The sequence below is a fragment of the Yersinia sp. 2541 StPb PI genome, from assembly GCF_052217145.1.
Taxonomy (GTDB): domain Bacteria; phylum Pseudomonadota; class Gammaproteobacteria; order Enterobacterales; family Enterobacteriaceae; genus Yersinia; species Yersinia enterocolitica_E.
Genome location: NZ_JAZGQB010000001.1, coordinates 1,235,211 through 1,251,184, shown reverse-complemented (window position 1 = coordinate 1,251,184; position 15,974 = coordinate 1,235,211). Strand labels below are relative to the sequence as shown.

Below are 15,974 nucleotides of genomic sequence, written 5' to 3'. Positions count from 1 at the left end.
TCAGACTGAGAGCCACTTATATGTCTTCATCTATTCCTTTTACCCCGGAATTATTATCGCCTGCCGGTACCCTTAAAAACATGCGTTATGCCTTTGCTTATGGGGCAGATGCGGTTTACGCCGGCCAACCACGTTATAGCCTACGGGTGCGTAATAATGAATTTAATCACGAGAACCTGGCATTAGGTATTCAGGAAGCGCATGTCCTCGGTAAGCGCTTCTATGTGGTCGTAAATATTGCCCCCCACAACTCCAAACTGAAAACCTTTCTGCGTGATTTAAAACCGGTGATCGATATGGGGCCGGATGCACTGATTATGTCGGATCCCGGCTTGATCATGATGGTACGTGAGGCATTCCCGCAGATGGATATTCATCTGTCAGTACAAGCTAACGCCGTCAACTGGGCTACCGTCAAATTTTGGCAACAGATGGGGTTGACCCGCGTTATTCTCTCCCGCGAGTTATCACTGGAAGAAATTGCAGAAATACGCGCACAAGTTCCTGATATGGAACTGGAGATTTTTGTCCACGGCGCACTGTGCATGGCCTATTCCGGCCGTTGCCTACTATCTGGTTATATCAATAAACGCGACCCGAACCAGGGAACCTGCACCAATGCCTGCCGCTGGGAATATAATGTTCAGGAAGGCAAAGAAGATGAAATCGGCAACATCGTGCATATTCACCAACCGATTGCGGTAAAGAATATCGAGCCAACACTGGGTATCGGTGCACCAACCGATAAAGTGTTTATGATTGAGGAAGCACAGCGCCCTGGTGAGTACATGACCGCCACCGAAGATGAGCACGGCACTTACATCATGAACTCAAAAGACCTACGCGCTATTCAACATGTGGAACGCCTGACGCAATTAGGTGTGCATTCACTGAAAATTGAGGGTCGGACTAAATCCTTCTACTATTGCGCGCGTACCGCGCAGGTTTACCGCCGTGCTATCGATGATGCCGTTGCGGGTAAACCTTTTGATCCAACCTTGTTGACCACACTGGAAGGCTTGGCTCACCGGGGTTATACCGAAGGCTTCCTGCGCCGTCATGTGCATGAAGAGCAACAAACTTACGATTACGGCTATTCAGTTTCTGAACGCCAGCAATTTGTCGGTGAGTTTACCGGAGTGCGTCGTGACGGCTTGGCTGAAGTGGTGGTCAAAAACAAATTCTCGGTTGGTGATAGTGTTGAGCTGATGACGCCAAACGGCAATATCCAGTTTATTCTCGACAGCATGCAAGATAAAAAAGGTCAGCCGGCAGATATTGCACCGGGTAATGGTCATATCATGTATTTGCCCATCCCCGCGGACATTAACGTGGAATATGGCTTACTGGTACGTAATCTAAATGGGACAAATAGCCGAAATCCCCATGAAAAAGCGTAACGTAAAGCGATAAAAAAATAATGCCATCGCCAAGATGGCATTTTTAGCAAATATTAGAAATGGATCACATCAATTATAATTACGCTGGGGTAGCATAGCTCGAGTACAATCAAGAACTAAAAAAGTTTTACAGCAAGACTAGGAACCACCTCCTTGGCTAGCCCAATCTCCCTTGGGCTGGCCTTTTCTTTTTTATGGCCCTATCCATCTGATTACTATTAATTTTTCCTAAATTTTATTATTAATGATTCTTGTTAAGCTATTAACTAATAATAAGAAAGCCTGTTTTATGAATAACCTCACCATCAAATAATAATTATCTCCGTTAAATAAATATCCCAACAAAAATAAAACCTATTTTTATTAAACTTAAAGATAATTGATATTTGCAATATTGTCGGAATAATCTCATATAGCTAAAGAAGCCAAACCCACTACCAGCAAGTGATTCGAGCTGCATTTATGCTAGCCCCTCACTAATCCTGATGAGCTTACGCAGTCAGGTGATTCGGGTGACAAATCTGTCAGGAGCAGATTTGAATGCCGCTAACCCCGCTGCAAGTTCAAGTAAGAAGGGGATAGGTAAATTAAACAGCTATGGGTTACTGTTACTCCTATCGCAGAAACGATTGGAGCACGTTATGACCTCAATGCCACGTACCCTTCTCATCTTGAACGGTAAGGAATCGGGTAATCTTGAAGTTCGCAATGCCGTCAAGAACTTGCGTGATGAAGGCATTATGCTTCATGTTCGAGTCACTTGGGAACACGGGGATGCGAAGCGTTATGTTGGCGAAGCTGCCGGTCTGGGGGTCGATACGGTAATTGCAGGCGGGGGAGATGGCACTATTAATGAAGTCGCCAGTGCGCTGATGGCCCTGCCCTCCTACAATCGCCCCAATTTAGGTATTGTGCCCTTAGGTACAGCCAACGATTTTGCCACCAGTTGTAACATTCCCCTGCACATAGAAAATGCATTTCAATTGGCAGTCAAAGGCCGGGCGGTCACCATTGATATCGCGCGAGTAAATAGCGAGCACTACTTTATCAATATGGCGACCGGTGGCTTTGGCACTCGCATTACCACTGAGACACCGGAAAAACTCAAAGCCGTACTGGGTGGGGCTTCATACTTTATTCATGGCCTGATGCGCATGGATGCGATTAAAGCAGACAGTTGTGAAATACATGGGCCGGATTTCGAATGGGCGGGTGATGCACTGGTAATAGGTATCGGCAACGGTCGGCAAGCCGGTGGTGGACAGCCTCTCTGCCCCGATGCACTGATTAATGATGGCTTGCTGCAATTGCGGTTGCTGACCGCAGAAGAATTACTTCCTGCTCTACTGACCAGCGTGTTCAGTGGTGAGAAAAATAAAAATGTAGTGGAGGCTACCTTGCCTTGGCTGGAAATCACAGCCCCCCATGACATCACTTTTAATCTGGATGGCGAACCACTGGCAGGCAAGCATTTCCGTATCGAAATAATCCCCAATGCGATTGGCTGCCGTCTGCCGCCAAATTGTGAACTGCTGGGCTAAATATCAATCTGTGGGCTATCTTCGGTTAGCCCATGATTCTTCTAGATTTTATTACCCTTATCGCTCTGCCTAACTCAACGTTGACCTGGCTTTAGCTCGAGTTAACGCATTTTCTTACGCAAAAACCTTTCATTTCAAACCTCTTTTCTTTTACATTTAATTTTCACTTTGAAAGGTTTTACTTTCAAAGTGTGATCCATATGCAATAAATAGATCTAAAAAATGATTATGGTAGTTCACATGGCGACAGACAAGATGCTGAAGTCCATTCTGGAACCTCAGTATTTTGAATACCGCTTTATCACGCGGTTCCTGAAGTTTCTTTTCAAAACAAAAGTTTATAAAAACAGCCATAACCTCGATTACAGGAGAAAAAAATGATTGAACTCATAACCCATGGAGCCGAGTGGTTTATCGGACTCTTCCAAAAAGGGGGCGAAGTTTTTGTTGGCATGGTCACCGGGATCTTACCTTTATTAATCAGTTTGTTAGTAATCATGAATGCACTGATCAAGTTTGTTGGTCAGGATAGGATTGAACGATTGGCTCAACGCTGTGCCGGTAACCCTGTTTCCCGTTACCTGTTGCTGCCGCTGATCGGTACCTTTGTATTTTGTAACCCGATGACCTTAAGTCTCGGGCGTTTTATGCCAGAAAAATATAAACCAAGTTATTACGCGGCCGCCTCTTACAGTTGCCACTCAATGAATGGTTTGTTCCCACACATTAACCCAGGTGAGTTGTTCGTGTTCTTAGGTATTGCCAGTGGTTTAACCACACTGGGCTTACCCCTCGGCCCGCTGGCTGTTAGCTACTTCCTGGTTGGGTTGTTCACCAACTTCTTCCGTGGCTGGGTTACCGATCTGACGACCTCCATCTTTGAACGCAAAATGGGCATCCGTCTGGACCGTAACGTACAACTTTAATATGTAAATTAAATACATACTGTGTGGAGCAGAGCATGAGTGAATTCATCAGGATTGAAAAAGGCGAAGGCGGCTGGGGTGGCCCATTAGTGTTGCCAATCGTACCGGGTAAGAAAATTGTCTATATCACCGCGGGTACCCGCCCGGCCATTATTGACCGTATCAGTGAACTGACTGGCTGGGAAGCGGTGGATGGGTTCAAAGAAGGTGAACCACCAGCCGAAGAGATCGCCGTGGCGATTATTGACTGTGGTGGCACCCTGCGCTGTGGCCTGTATCCGAAACGCCGTATTCCAACCGTTAATATCCATTCAACCGGTCAATCCGGGCCGATGGCGCAATACATACTGGAAGATATTTATGTTTCCGGTGTGCGTGAAAAAAATATCCATAAAGTCAGTGGAACCGATCACGCCACCGCAACGGCTGCACCAGCAGAACCGGCAACAGCAACCGCAAGCAAAGCTGGCCGTGATTACGATACCAGCAAGAAAATTACCGAACAAAGTGACGGGTTACTGGCGAAAGTCGGGATGGGGATGGGGTCTGTTGTGGCGGTATTCTTCCAGTCAGGCCGCGACACCATCGATACCGTACTGAAAACTATCCTACCGTTTATGGCCTTCGTTTCGGCGTTAATCGGCATCATTATGGCATCCGGTTTGGGCGACTTTATCGCTCACGGCTTAACACCGCTGGCCAGCAGCCCGATAGGCTTAGTGCTCTTGGCACTGATCTGCTCCTTCCCGCTGTTGTCACCGTTCTTAGGCCCAGGGGCCGTTATCGCACAAGTTATCGGCGTATTGGTTGGGGTACAAATTGGTTTGGGGAATATTCCACCGCAATTAGCCCTGCCAGCGTTATTTGCAATTAATGCCCAAGCAGCATGTGACTTTATCCCAGTAGGTCTGTCTCTGGCCGAAGCGAAACAAGATACCGTTCGTGTCGGTGTCCCTTCGGTTCTGGTTGGCCGCTTCCTTACCGGAGCGCCAACAGTATTGATTGCCTGGGCAGCATCAGCCTTTATCTATCAGTAAGCACTAAATACAAAATTATCTGTAATACATTCAACGGTTAAGGATGTACGTATGAATACTATTTATCAGACAACTATTACCAATATCGGCGACAGCGCCCGCGAGGCGCTGCTTGATGACATGCTTATCACCTTCCGCGAAGGGGCACCCAAAGATATTGAAGAGTTCTGTTTTATCCATCAGCACAGCGACACCGATGGAGAGCTACAGGCTGGCAACATTATGGAACTGGCTGATCTGCGCTATGTCATCACCGCAGTTGGCGAGGTGGCAACTCAGAACCTGCGTGAATTGGGTCATGTCACCATTCGTTTTAATGGTGATAAGCAACCTGAGTTCCCCGGTTCTATCCATGTAATAGGGCCAACACCCGATGATATTCCTATCGGTAGCTCACTGAAATTTATTCGTTAATTTATTCATTTATACCCGATGTCATTAGCATCGCAGTTAACCCTGCGACAACTTCAAGTACTAAGGGTATTAGCCGAAGTAATTGGAATTGCAAAGGAAGTAGACGAACAAATCCCGATGAGCTGACTCTCGTCAGTGATTCGGGTGAGTGAGTTCGACTAACACCGCTGCAGTTTCAAGTACCAAGGATAATTTTGGAGGTAGTTATGTCACAAGTAGCAGTAGTTATTGGCGGTGGACAAACATTGGGCGCATTCTTGTGTCATGGTCTTGCCGAAGCAGGGTATAAAGTTGCAGTTGCTGATTTAAATTCAGATAACGCACAGTTAGTCGCTGATCAGATTAATGCCGAATACGGCGCAGATAGCGCCCGTGGTTTTCAGGTTGATGCCACCAATGAAAGCAGCGTGCAGATGCTGGCAAAAGCAGTAGATCAAAGTTTCCATCAAACTAACCTGCTCGTTTACAGCGCAGGCATTGCCAAGGCCGCACCGATTACTGATTTCCCACTGGATGATTTTGACCGCTCACTACAGGTCAATCTGGTCGGTTACTTCTTATGTGCTCGTGAATTCTCTCGCCTGATGATCCGTGATGGCGTTGCCGGGCGAATTATCCAGATCAACTCCAAATCAGGTAAAGTGGGCAGTAAACACAACTCGGGTTACAGTGCTGCCAAGTTTGGTGGCGTTGGTTTGACCCAATCATTGGCTCTGGACTTGGCTGACTACGGTATCACTGTGCATTCCTTGATGTTAGGCAATCTGTTGAAATCACCGATGTTCCAATCTCTTTTACCGCAGTACGCTGCAAAGTTGGGTATTCAACCGGAAGAAGTTGAAAAATACTACACCGATAAAGTGCCACTAAAACGGGGTTGTGATTATCAGGATGTGCTTAACATGCTGTTGTTCTACGCTAGCGATAAAGCCGCCTATTGCACCGGACAATCAATTAATATTACCGGTGGTCAGGTGATGTTTTAAGTTTGATGTTGTCTGAAAAAACAGTTTGTCATCCCAGCAAGCTAAGGGGACTGTTTCTAGCGGTCTCACAGAGGCGAGGCCCAAGGATGGGCCAAGCAACGAACGCAGCTAACACTGCTGCAACGTCAAGTAAGAAGGATAAAAATATGTCTCCAACATCAGCACTGATCACTATTGTTATCATCGCCTGGGTGCTGCAAATCATGCTTGGCTGGTGGCAAATCAATCGGTTTAACCGTGCTTTTGATCGCCTGTGTCAGCACAGTAAATCAGTTGGTGTTGGCCGATCTGGTGGGCGCTTTAAGCCCCGCGTGGTAATGGCGCTGGCTTTCGATGAGAATATGCGGGTCAGTGACAGCATGATCATGCGTGGCATTAGCGTTTTCGCCCGCCCACGCCCATTACCTCAGCTTCATGGCTTACATCAGCAGGATTTAATCCCGGATGTGATCTTCCCTACGGATAAAGCATGTCAAACTGCACTATTATTAGCGATTAAACCGAAATCATGATATTTTCACAATGAAAGCTATTCTTTTTCATGTGAAAGTTATGCCTGAAAAAGAGGCAATGGAAATACTTGAGCGGGGATCGTTATGAAGCCAAAGCAGCGACAGGTTGCAATACTGGAATATCTCCAACAACACGGAAAGACGGCCGTCGATCAACTCGCCGCACATTTTTCAACCACCGGTACCACAATTCGTAAGGATTTAACCAGTCTTGAAAATGAAGGGGCGGTTATCCGTACCTACGGTGGGGTTGTATTAAATCGTGATGATATAGAACAACCCATTGACCGTAAAACTCACATTAATACCGATAAGAAAAAGCAAATTGCTCAAGCTGCCAGCAAACTGATTAAAGACGGTGATAGCCTGGTTTTTGATGCCGGTAGTACCGTGTTGCAAATGGTTCCCCACCTGACAAAGTTCAACAATATCACGGTGATGACCAACAGCCTGCATATCGTCAATGAACTGGTTGAGCTGGATAACGATCAAACTATCTTGATGCCGGGTGGCACTTACCGTAAAGGTTCAGCCTCTTTTCATGGTAGTCTGGCAGAATCTGCATTTGATAATTTTAGTTTCGATCAACTGTTTATCGGTGCAGATGGTGTCGATCTGAAAGCAGGTGTCACCACGTTTAACGAAGTTTATCATGTTAGTACGGCGATGTGCCGTGCCGCTAGCCGCATTATTTTGCTGGTCGATTCCTCCAAATTTGGCCGTAAAAGCCCAAATGTAGTGTGCCCGTTAAGTGCCGTTGATATCCTGATTACAGATAAAGGTATTAGCCCAGAATATTTGCAAGCGCTACAGGACATGGGCATTAACATCATTCTGGTTGATAAAAATGACTAATCCATTGATTACCTATGCCCGTGAAACACTGGAAATTGAACTGACAGAAGCGCATAAGCTGCTGTCACGTTTAGATGATAATTTTATCCGCGCCTGTGAGTTATTATTAGCCTGCACCGGTAAGGCTGTAGTTTCAGGGATTGGCAAATCTGGCCATATTGGTAAAAAGATTGCCGCATCACTGGCCAGCACTGGCACCCCCTCCTTCTTTGTACATCCGGCGGAAGCATTGCACGGCGATTTGGGCATGATTGGCCCTCAGGATGTGGTGATTTTTATCTCCTACTCAGGGCGCGCCAAAGAACTGGACCTGATTCTGCCCTTGTTGGCGGATAGCCAGATCCCCGTGATTGCCATCACTGGCGGCAAAGAGTCCCCGCTGGCGCTGGGTGCAGCCTGTGTATTGGATATCAGTGTCGAACACGAAGCTTGCCCGATGGGATTGGCTCCTACCTCCAGCGCGGTTAATACCCTGATGATGGGGGACGCTCTGGCAATGGCATTAATGCGCCATCGCGGTTTCGGTGCAGAAGATTTTGCCCGCTCACATCCTGGCGGCAGCTTGGGCGCAAGGCTACTTAATCGAGTCCATCACTTAATGAGAACCGGTGATCGCCTGCCGATGGTGAATGAATCCGACAGCGTAATGGAAGCCATGTTAGAACTGAGCCGTACAGGACTAGGGCTGGTGGCTGTATGTGATCCGGAGCAACGGGTTGTGGGGGTATTCACTGACGGTGATTTACGCCGCTGGCTGGTAAAAGGTGGCACCTTACAGCAACCCTTAGAAAATGCCATCACACGGCCAGGCTACCGATTACCTGAGCAATGGCGCGCAGGAGAAGCGCTGGAGGCACTGCATCAGCACCATCTCAGTGCCGCACCGGTGGTGAATCTGGATGGAAAACTGGTCGGAGCCATTAATCTGCACGACCTGCATCAAGCTGGCGTTGGTTGATATCCCTGTCATCGTTCAAGTTGTAGCTGTGTTGGTTGCATTCACGATTCAGGCCTCGCTGCTGCGAGGCCGCTGCAACCAGCATTCAAATCCGCCAGTGACATCTTCATCAATATAATCAATTAATCTAGATAAATTTACTTATTAGCGGCCTGCCTGCAATCAGTGCCAATTAGGATCTTGCTGTAACTGCTTTTTGAGCATGGCCTGGATACTGTCATTGGGACGACCGAGCCATTGATAGGTCGCGAACTCACTCGGTTTATCAAGTGCTTGTGGCTTGTCTGCCACGGAAATACGCATTCCCCATGCCTGCCATACTTGTTTTTTATCCTGACTAAACGCCACCCACATAAAGTTATTACTGCAATCATGAGGTTTACAAATTCGCCCCACCTTATATTGCTGCCCTTGCCAATTTATCACCTCATAAGGTGCTGACGTCCCCACCCCTTTGCGTGCCCAGGCGGGGAGATTCTTTTGGCTTTTCACCATTTTTTGCCAGCTATTTTTATACACCGGCTGTTGCAGCAGATCCGCCGTGGTCGGGCGGCTTTTGACAGGAGAAGTCTGGGCAACTGACGTGGCTGTGACAGTTGTGGTGGCTGGCTGCGCGAAAGCCCAGGCGCTGACACTGAGCATCACCGCAGCCACAAGACAATGGCGGGTTTTGTTACCTTTCATTATCGAAATCCTTATTATCTGATTAATCTACTCGCCGGACAGTGAGCCAGGCTCTGTGCAACGGCTTAGCGGGCGTGGTATTAGCTTGCCTGTCTATGACCATCAACCGGCGAAAAAGTTGATCCATAGCACGAATTTTCATCCTAATTCCAGTTATATCACAATCTGTATGACAGCTTGAGTTAAGCTATGAACCAGATAGCTATCAGCCGAGCCCACCCGATAAAAGGCCATGCCATGTTAACCGTTGAGTTACCCGAAGAACCCGAGAAGCTGTATTACTCTGCCGGGGATGCCCACCCGCTGGCTAAGCTTGAAACGGATAAAATTATCCAGATGGTTATCGATCTGGATGTTGCCAATTCCGACAGCGAGCATTATGTCACTGGCTGGATGGGGCTAAATAGCGTGGTGGTGGTACGTAATTACCAAAATAAGCGCGGTACAGCCAATGGTTTTGTGGTGAATAAAGGCGATCGCTATCGTCTGAGCATTCAATCCATTGAATTTCGCATTCCGAAGGCCGTGTTGTGGATGAGCTTTCGCCGTAAACCCCGCACCATGGAGTTAATCACCTACGAAACATTGGGCGAACAACCCAGCGGTATGCAGCAGTACCGTAATATCCTCGATGAAGAGTTGCTACAGCAACTCGATGCCGATTGGCGCGAATTGAATGATTATCTTGGTGCAGCCTGCTGGCAACTTGAAAATGACACCCCGCTGTGGCAACAAACCCGACAACAGATAACGCCCGAGACTATCCGTCAGTTAGTCGATGCGCCTATTTTTCGCACCAAACATCTACAGGCTGATGGGGATTACGCCGGGTTCTGGGCCGGAGAGTACTTTTTTGCCGTTCGCCAACCTAGCGCAGGCAACCCATTACCTGCGGTACAAATCTCCTGGCGTGAAGATGAAAAAGATATCGGCAGTTATCAATTTGATCTGATTAACGATGAAACAGGCGAGCCAAAACTCTCACTGTGTATCCGCCCACGCAAAGGCGCGGACAGCTATCTGCTTAACCGTTTTGATGCCCATCACTTGCAACGTGCTATCGCGATGTTTGCGATGACTCAGCGCTATTTATTGGCATAAAAATCTCTGCCATTTCAATAAATAAGGCATGCACTTCGTCATTGGAGCTACAGGTAGGCGGCAAGTGAACACATCCCGATGAGCTGACTCAAGTCAGTGATTCGGGGGGGTGAGCGCAGCTAACACCCCTGCGACTTCAACGACGAAGGATCCCCAAAGTCATTGGAGTTGCAGGTAGGCGGCAAGTGAACACATCCCGATGAGCTGACTCAAGTCAGTGATTCGGGGGGGTGAGCGCAGCTAACACCTCGGCGACTTCAAGGACGAAGGATCCCCAAAGTCATTGGAGTTGCAGGTAGGCGGCAAGTGAACACATCCCGATGAGCTGACTCAAGTCAGTGATTCGGGGGGGTGAGCGCAGCTAACACCTCGGCGACTTCAAGGACGAAGGGGATTACCACCACCGGTGAAAATGATGCACCGGCCCGACCCCCTGTCCGACTTCAAGGGTATCGGCTTGTTCTAATGCACCTTGCAGATAGTGTTTGGCGGCATTCACTGTATCTGCCCAATCGTGGAGCCGTGGCCGTAAGGCCGCCAATGCGGCCGATAAGGTGCAGCCGGTGCCGTGGGTATGGCGAGTATTTACTCTGCGGGTAACAAAACGCTGTTCGCCTTGTGCCGTAAACAGCCAATCGGGGCTATCTTCACCGCTCAAATGCCCTCCTTTCATCAATACTCCCTGACACCCCAGAGCCAACAGTGCTCGCCCCTGTTCACACATTTGTTGCTCATCGCGCGCAGGCTGGCAATTGAGTAGCGCGGCTGCTTCTGGCAGATTCGGGGTAATCAAAGCCACTCGCGGTAACAGCAGTTGACGTACTGCGTCTACGGCCTCTGGTGCCAATAATGGATCACCGCTTTTGGCGACCATAACGGTATCTAGCACCACAAATGGGATGGGATAACGTTGCAGTTGTGTGGCAACAATCTCGACAATGTCAGCATTAGCCAACATACCGATTTTCGCGCTATCGATGCGCACATCACTGAGAACAGAATCGAGTTGAGCTGCAACAAACGCCGGTTCGATGGGATAAACTGACTGCACACCACAGGTATTTTGTGCCACCAAGGCGGTGATCACACTGGTGCCGTAAGCTTGCAAAGCAGAGAAAGTTTTCAAATCAGCCTGAATACCGGCCCCACCGCTAGGGTCAGTTCCGGCAATCGTGAGTGCATTAATTCGCTTCATGAATATCTCTCCACACTCATATCAATGGGAGATCGAATAGCAGCAACAGCGAGAATAGCTAAAGAGAAAACGGCAGGTTGAACGAACATATTCCTCCTAACCGGCGGTCAAGAAGGCGGAACCCTAAGGTGCCGAGACTTCCCTACGCTGGCATAATCCAGATCAGGTAATACGGGTAATATCTCAGCCATGCCACTGTTTGTGGCAGGCACCCCGAGTCAGAATTGTTATTATCATGGGCAGGTGGTAGAAGATCAATCATGTATTGGCTCAACCAATGATCAATTTCGCGAAAGCACCCTGTTTTGGAGGTATAACCATAGGATGAGTATCAAGATTCGTCAGTATCAGGAAAGTGACCGGCCATTCCTGCGCACCTTGTATCTGGCATCACGTAAAGCAGCCTTTACCTGGCTGGACGTTGAACACTTTAGGCTGGAAGATTTTGATCGCTCAACCATTGGTGAAACTGTGCTGGTCGCCGTTGATGGCGATCAACACTTAGGTTTTGCCTCAATTTTTATGGAAGAGAGTTTCCTGCATCATCTGTTTATTGCCCCTGAACTACAACAGTCCGGTACGGGAAAAGCCTTATTGCAGGCAGCACAACAGCTATTTACCAGCCACGGCTCACTCAAATGTCTGGCAAAAAACCAGCAGGCGCTGGCGTTTTATCAAAAACAGGGGTGGGTAGCTATTGCCACCGGCATCAGTAATGATGGCGAATATACATTAATGCATTGGCATAATGAGAAGGTTAAATAAGAACAATATTGATAATATTAGTTAAAAAATAAAATTTAATATCTAACTTACTATCAAACATCGCTGCATCGTTATATGGGTTATTTTCCCCTCACAGATAAATCAGAAATAAGCACAAGGGAACTGGGTTTCCTTGTGCTTATTTTCTATTCCCCGCGCAGCGCCTTCACATCATCGGCTTTTATATTCAGTGCCGGTTGTCCGAATTGCTGTAGCAGATAATGACTCAAACTAACAACCTGCTCATCGGTTAAGGTGTTAGCAAATCCGGGCATAAAGACTTCACCGTCATTGGTTTTGCGTGACACACCGTGGAGAATCACATTAATTAGGTTATTGGGCTCGGATGCCCCGACCACCGAGTTTTTCATCAATGAAGGGTAATAACCGTCTTTCACGCCCTCACCGGTGAAACTGTGGCAACTGGCACAGTTCCCCAAATACAGGCGCGCGCCGTCAGTGTTGTTATCTGCCGTGAAAGGCATACCGCGTAAGGAATTAACACTACTTGCCGCTTGCCCCCAATCCGAACGACTCTTGGTTTCGTCATCTGGATTTAATGGCTCCAGGGTACGCAGATACACCGCCATGGCATTGAGATCACTCTCGCTCAGGTGGCGAGTACTGTTCTCAATAACTTCAGCCATCGGCCCGGCAGCTTGTGCTTTACCGTCAACATGGCCGGTGCGCAGATATTGCACCACCTGCTGCTGACTCCAGCCGCCAATACCGGCATGTGGATCAGAGGTAATATTAAACGCCGTCCAACCATTAATCTCTGCCCCCCCATAGGCTTTGCTCTCTTTCATCCCCATGGTGATATTACGCGGGGTATGGCACTCAGCGCAGTGCCCCAATGCTTCAACAAAGTAAGCACCCTGATTCCATTGTGCATCTTTAGTGTTGTCCGGCTGAAAGCGCTCCCCCTCGAAATTGACCAAATTCCAGAACCACAATCCCCAACGCTGGTTGAATGGGAAAGGCATGTCATTTTCGCGGTTAGCTTGATGCACTGCTGGCAGACTAAACAGATAGGCTTTAATGGCTTTGACGTCAGCATCCGTCAACAAGGTATATGAGGTGTAAGGGAATGCTGGGTAGAGATTCTCACCATTTTTCCCTTTCCCTTCATGTAATGCGCGCAAGAACTCTTCATCCGTCCAATTGCCAATTCCGGTCTCTTTATCGGGCGTGATGTTGGGCGAATATAGCGTGCCCATCGGCGTCTTGAAGGCAAGTCCACCGGCAAAAGGCTTACCGTCTTTGGTGGTATGGCAGGCCACACAGTCAGCGGCCTTAGTCAGGTACTCACCACGTGCAATTAGGTCAGCATCAGCACTGGCATACCCAGTTACGGCTAAACCTAATGCGATAAGCAGGAGATTCACTGAACAGCCCAAGATTTGTTTTCTCATCTTACACCTCGGCCTTTAATGTTTCAGCGATACGCAGCGAGAGTGCGGCAATCGTCAAAGTACAATTAACTGAACCGACAGTTGGCATCACACTACTACTGGCGATAAACAGGTTTTTATGGTCATGGGTGCGACAATCGCTGTCCACTACCGAGTCTTTCGGGTCACTGCCCATAATGGTGGTACCCGTAATATGATTGTTATTGGCGAAGTTATTGTTGAATTTAACCTCGGTTCCCCCCATCAACTTTGCCGCCTCGGCATAGACCTGCTGAGTGTGTACCGCACTTTTTCGCACATAATCATCCATTGCATAGTAAAACTCGGGTTTCGCAATGCCGATGGCGTCTTTCTCGCTAGCGCTGGGGATAATGCGATTTTCGACATGAGGCAAAATCTCGTGGAAGCTGTCGAATTGTACAAAACGCGCGGCCCTGTCACGGATTTTGGCCTCAAGCTGTGGCCCGAGTTGCAAATCCCCCTGTTTGAGTAATTCAATCGTGACTTGATCGGTACGTGACAAATTGGATAAATGAATTTTTTTCGCTGCAAAATCAGCACGAAATGCACCATCACGGAAGCCGATCATCGACGTCATTTCCTGCGGCCCACGCCCTGGCCACAAGGGTTCACTGGCCATAAAAGTCACCCCGGTTCCGGGGTGATCCATTAGATTGCGCCCCACCATATCGGAACTATTACCCACTCCCCGTGGATTTTTCTCATCGGTGGACATCAGCATCAGTTTCGGAATTTCAATCCCATTAGCGGCCAGTACGAAGTATTTACCCTCAGCCCGATGCTCATTGCCTTGTTCATCTTTAAACAGTGCCGCAGTAATCTGTTGTTTATCATTAACTTCTAACTTATAAACCACAGCTTTGGGGCGCACGACTGCCCCCGCCTGCTCGGCTTTTTCGACATGAGTGATACCGTTATACATGGCGCCAATCGGGCAAATAGGCATGCAGTTGTTATTACCACAACAGGTTGGCCGGCCATCATAAGGTCGACTGTTACGGGCGACCGGTTCAGTGACCACATTGAAACTTCCGCCGTTAAAGCTGCCACCGTTAAAAACATGGCTATTTAACACCGTCTTGATGCGCTGTTCATTCCACGATAATGGCAATGGTGCCATCGGATAGGGTTCACTGCGGGGTGATCCTAGATCTTCATCACTTGGCCCCCAAACACCTAATTCCTGTTCAGCGCGCAGATACCACTTTTCCAACACGGCATACTCAATTGGCCAATCTCGCCCGACGCCATACACGGTTTTCAGTTTGAAATCGTTAGGCAAAAAGCGCCACGCAGAAGCCGCCCAGTGCCAGGTTGTGCCACCCACTGCGCGGATATATTGCACATCATACGGATGTTCACCCTTTTGAATCAGATAGTTATTATTTGGGTTAGATTCAGGATGAGGCGCATACGCGGTGGAAGGATATGGCGCCATGTTGTCTGATTTATCCGGCTGATTACGGAAGTTTTCTACAATTTCCCAGCGAGAGAGGCGCGGACCTGCCTCTAAAACCAGTACTGACTTGCCAGCCATGGCCAGTTGATGGGCAACCAGCCCTCCTGCAACACCCGAGCCAATAACGACGATATCCGCCTTTAGTGTGTCAGCCATAAATGTATTCTCCAAAATTATAAGGCGACATCAGGCTTTACAGCCCAGTATCCGGGTTTATTCGGGCAATAAGAGCGAATAACCAACACATCGGATACCGCATCGAACATCAACGCATTCTCATAGCTGATTACCGCCGCATCGGTTCCCTCACCGATCACGCCGATATACCAGCCTTGCAATATTTGCCGGGCGATTTGTTGTTGCAGGGGTAGCCATTGCTGAGGTTCACCCGAAGGCAACGGTTGTAACAAGGAGAGTTTTTGGTCAAAATCGCCTATTTTCCCGAGCAGAACCTGATAGATTCGTTGACCAATCTGCGCATTAAGCTGGCGCTTACCGGTCAATGCGCGTGATACCAACATGAATCTTTCTAAATTCTGTGGCGAGGTTTGGGTCGATGCCGCGAAAGCATCTAGTGAAAGGGGACTCATCAGGCTACTGACTAGCCCGACGCCGATATATCCCAGCAGACGGCGGCGTGAAATACCCCGCACCTGAGGTATCGGAGAGAGATTTACCGACATGTTTTTTCTCCACAAAACAGCA

At 48.2% G+C, this 15,974-nt stretch carries 16 protein-coding genes and 1 riboswitch; of the genes, 11 read left to right on the top strand and 5 right to left on the bottom strand.

The annotated features are described in order from the left end of the window. Positions 1-20: 20 nt before the first annotated feature. The 9 genes from trhP to gutQ all read left to right on the top strand — a co-directional run bounded on the left by trhP (position 21) and on the right by gutQ (position 8,629). On the top strand, positions 21-1,400 hold the full coding sequence (gene trhP, locus V1953_RS05510; RefSeq protein WP_083163244.1) for a prephenate-dependent tRNA uridine(34) hydroxylase TrhP: 1,380 nt from the start codon (positions 21-23) through the stop codon (positions 1,398-1,400). A 650-nt stretch (positions 1,401-2,050) separates the two neighbouring features. Beyond that, on the top strand, positions 2,051-2,941 hold the full coding sequence (yegS, locus tag V1953_RS05505; protein ID WP_083164140.1) for a lipid kinase YegS: 891 nt from the start codon (positions 2,051-2,053) through the stop codon (positions 2,939-2,941). Between the two features lie 377 nt (positions 2,942-3,318). Further along, positions 3,319-3,867: a PTS glucitol/sorbitol transporter subunit IIC gene (gene srlA / locus V1953_RS05500; RefSeq protein WP_004877312.1), complete on the top strand. Its 549-nt coding sequence runs from the start codon at positions 3,319-3,321 to the stop codon at positions 3,865-3,867. Positions 3,868-3,902: 35 nt separating this feature from the next. Further along, complete coding sequence (gene srlE / locus V1953_RS05495; RefSeq protein ID WP_083163240.1) at positions 3,903-4,904, top strand: PTS glucitol/sorbitol transporter subunit IIB; 1,002 nt, start codon at positions 3,903-3,905, stop codon at positions 4,902-4,904. Between the two features lie 51 nt (positions 4,905-4,955). After that, on the top strand, positions 4,956-5,318 hold the full coding sequence (gene srlB / locus V1953_RS05490) for a PTS glucitol/sorbitol transporter subunit IIA (RefSeq protein ID WP_083163238.1): 363 nt from the start codon (positions 4,956-4,958) through the stop codon (positions 5,316-5,318). 206 nt (positions 5,319-5,524) lie between these two features. After that, positions 5,525-6,304: a sorbitol-6-phosphate dehydrogenase gene (gene srlD / locus V1953_RS05485; protein WP_083163236.1), complete on the top strand. Its 780-nt coding sequence runs from the start codon at positions 5,525-5,527 to the stop codon at positions 6,302-6,304. 146 nt (positions 6,305-6,450) lie between these two features. Then, positions 6,451-6,816 (top strand): transcriptional regulator GutM, encoded by a 366-nt coding sequence (gutM, locus tag V1953_RS05480; protein WP_083163234.1) that lies wholly within the window; start codon positions 6,451-6,453, stop codon positions 6,814-6,816. A gap of 84 nt (positions 6,817-6,900) precedes the next feature. Then, the gene (gene srlR / locus V1953_RS05475; protein ID WP_083163232.1) at positions 6,901-7,671 is read left to right on the top strand and encodes a glucitol operon DNA-binding transcriptional repressor SrlR; all 771 of its coding nucleotides are present in this window, start codon (positions 6,901-6,903) and stop codon (positions 7,669-7,671) included. After that, positions 7,664-8,629: an arabinose-5-phosphate isomerase GutQ gene (gene gutQ / locus V1953_RS05470; protein ID WP_083163230.1), complete on the top strand. Its 966-nt coding sequence runs from the start codon at positions 7,664-7,666 to the stop codon at positions 8,627-8,629. The genes srlR and gutQ overlap by 8 nt, the downstream gene beginning before the upstream one ends. Before the next feature lie 162 nt (positions 8,630-8,791). Here gutQ and V1953_RS05465 read toward each other — a convergent pair whose 3' ends face one another. Further along, entirely contained in the window at positions 8,792-9,313 is a 522-nt protein-coding gene (locus V1953_RS05465; RefSeq protein ID WP_420073620.1) for an inhibitor of vertebrate lysozyme family protein, read from the bottom strand. Between the two features lie 237 nt (positions 9,314-9,550). Here V1953_RS05465 and V1953_RS05460 point away from each other — a divergent pair, with 237 nt between their 5' ends. Continuing rightward, the gene (locus tag V1953_RS05460; protein ID WP_193784874.1) at positions 9,551-10,414 is read left to right on the top strand and encodes a hypothetical protein; all 864 of its coding nucleotides are present in this window, start codon (positions 9,551-9,553) and stop codon (positions 10,412-10,414) included. Between the two features lie 394 nt (positions 10,415-10,808). On the opposite strand, the gene thiD is transcribed toward V1953_RS05460, so the two are convergent. Beyond that, positions 10,809-11,609, bottom strand: a complete 801-nt coding sequence (gene thiD / locus V1953_RS05455) for a bifunctional hydroxymethylpyrimidine kinase/phosphomethylpyrimidine kinase (RefSeq protein WP_083163226.1) — start codon at positions 11,607-11,609, stop codon at positions 10,809-10,811. A 122-nt stretch (positions 11,610-11,731) separates the two neighbouring features. Beyond that, a riboswitch (TPP riboswitch) is annotated at positions 11,732-11,835 on the bottom strand. A 98-nt stretch (positions 11,836-11,933) separates the two neighbouring features. Between thiD and V1953_RS05450 the strand changes: the two genes are divergently transcribed. Continuing rightward, positions 11,934-12,374 (top strand): GNAT family N-acetyltransferase, encoded by a 441-nt coding sequence (locus tag V1953_RS05450; RefSeq protein ID WP_083163224.1) that lies wholly within the window; start codon positions 11,934-11,936, stop codon positions 12,372-12,374. 146 nt (positions 12,375-12,520) lie between these two features. On the opposite strand, the gene V1953_RS05445 is transcribed toward V1953_RS05450, so the two are convergent. The 3 genes from V1953_RS05445 to V1953_RS05435 are packed head-to-tail and all read right to left on the bottom strand — an operon-like array spanning position 12,521 to position 15,952. Beyond that, positions 12,521-13,789: a c-type cytochrome gene (locus V1953_RS05445; protein ID WP_442850736.1), complete on the bottom strand. Its 1,269-nt coding sequence runs from the start codon at positions 13,787-13,789 to the stop codon at positions 12,521-12,523. 1 nt (position 13,790) lies between these two features. Further along, a complete protein-coding gene (locus V1953_RS05440) occupies positions 13,791-15,425 on the bottom strand; it encodes a GMC family oxidoreductase (RefSeq protein WP_083163222.1) in 1,635 nt (544 codons plus the stop codon). 17 nt (positions 15,426-15,442) lie between these two features. Then, a complete protein-coding gene (locus V1953_RS05435; protein ID WP_442847625.1) occupies positions 15,443-15,952 on the bottom strand; it encodes a sugar dehydrogenase complex small subunit in 510 nt (169 codons plus the stop codon). Positions 15,953-15,974: the final 22 nt, after the last annotated feature.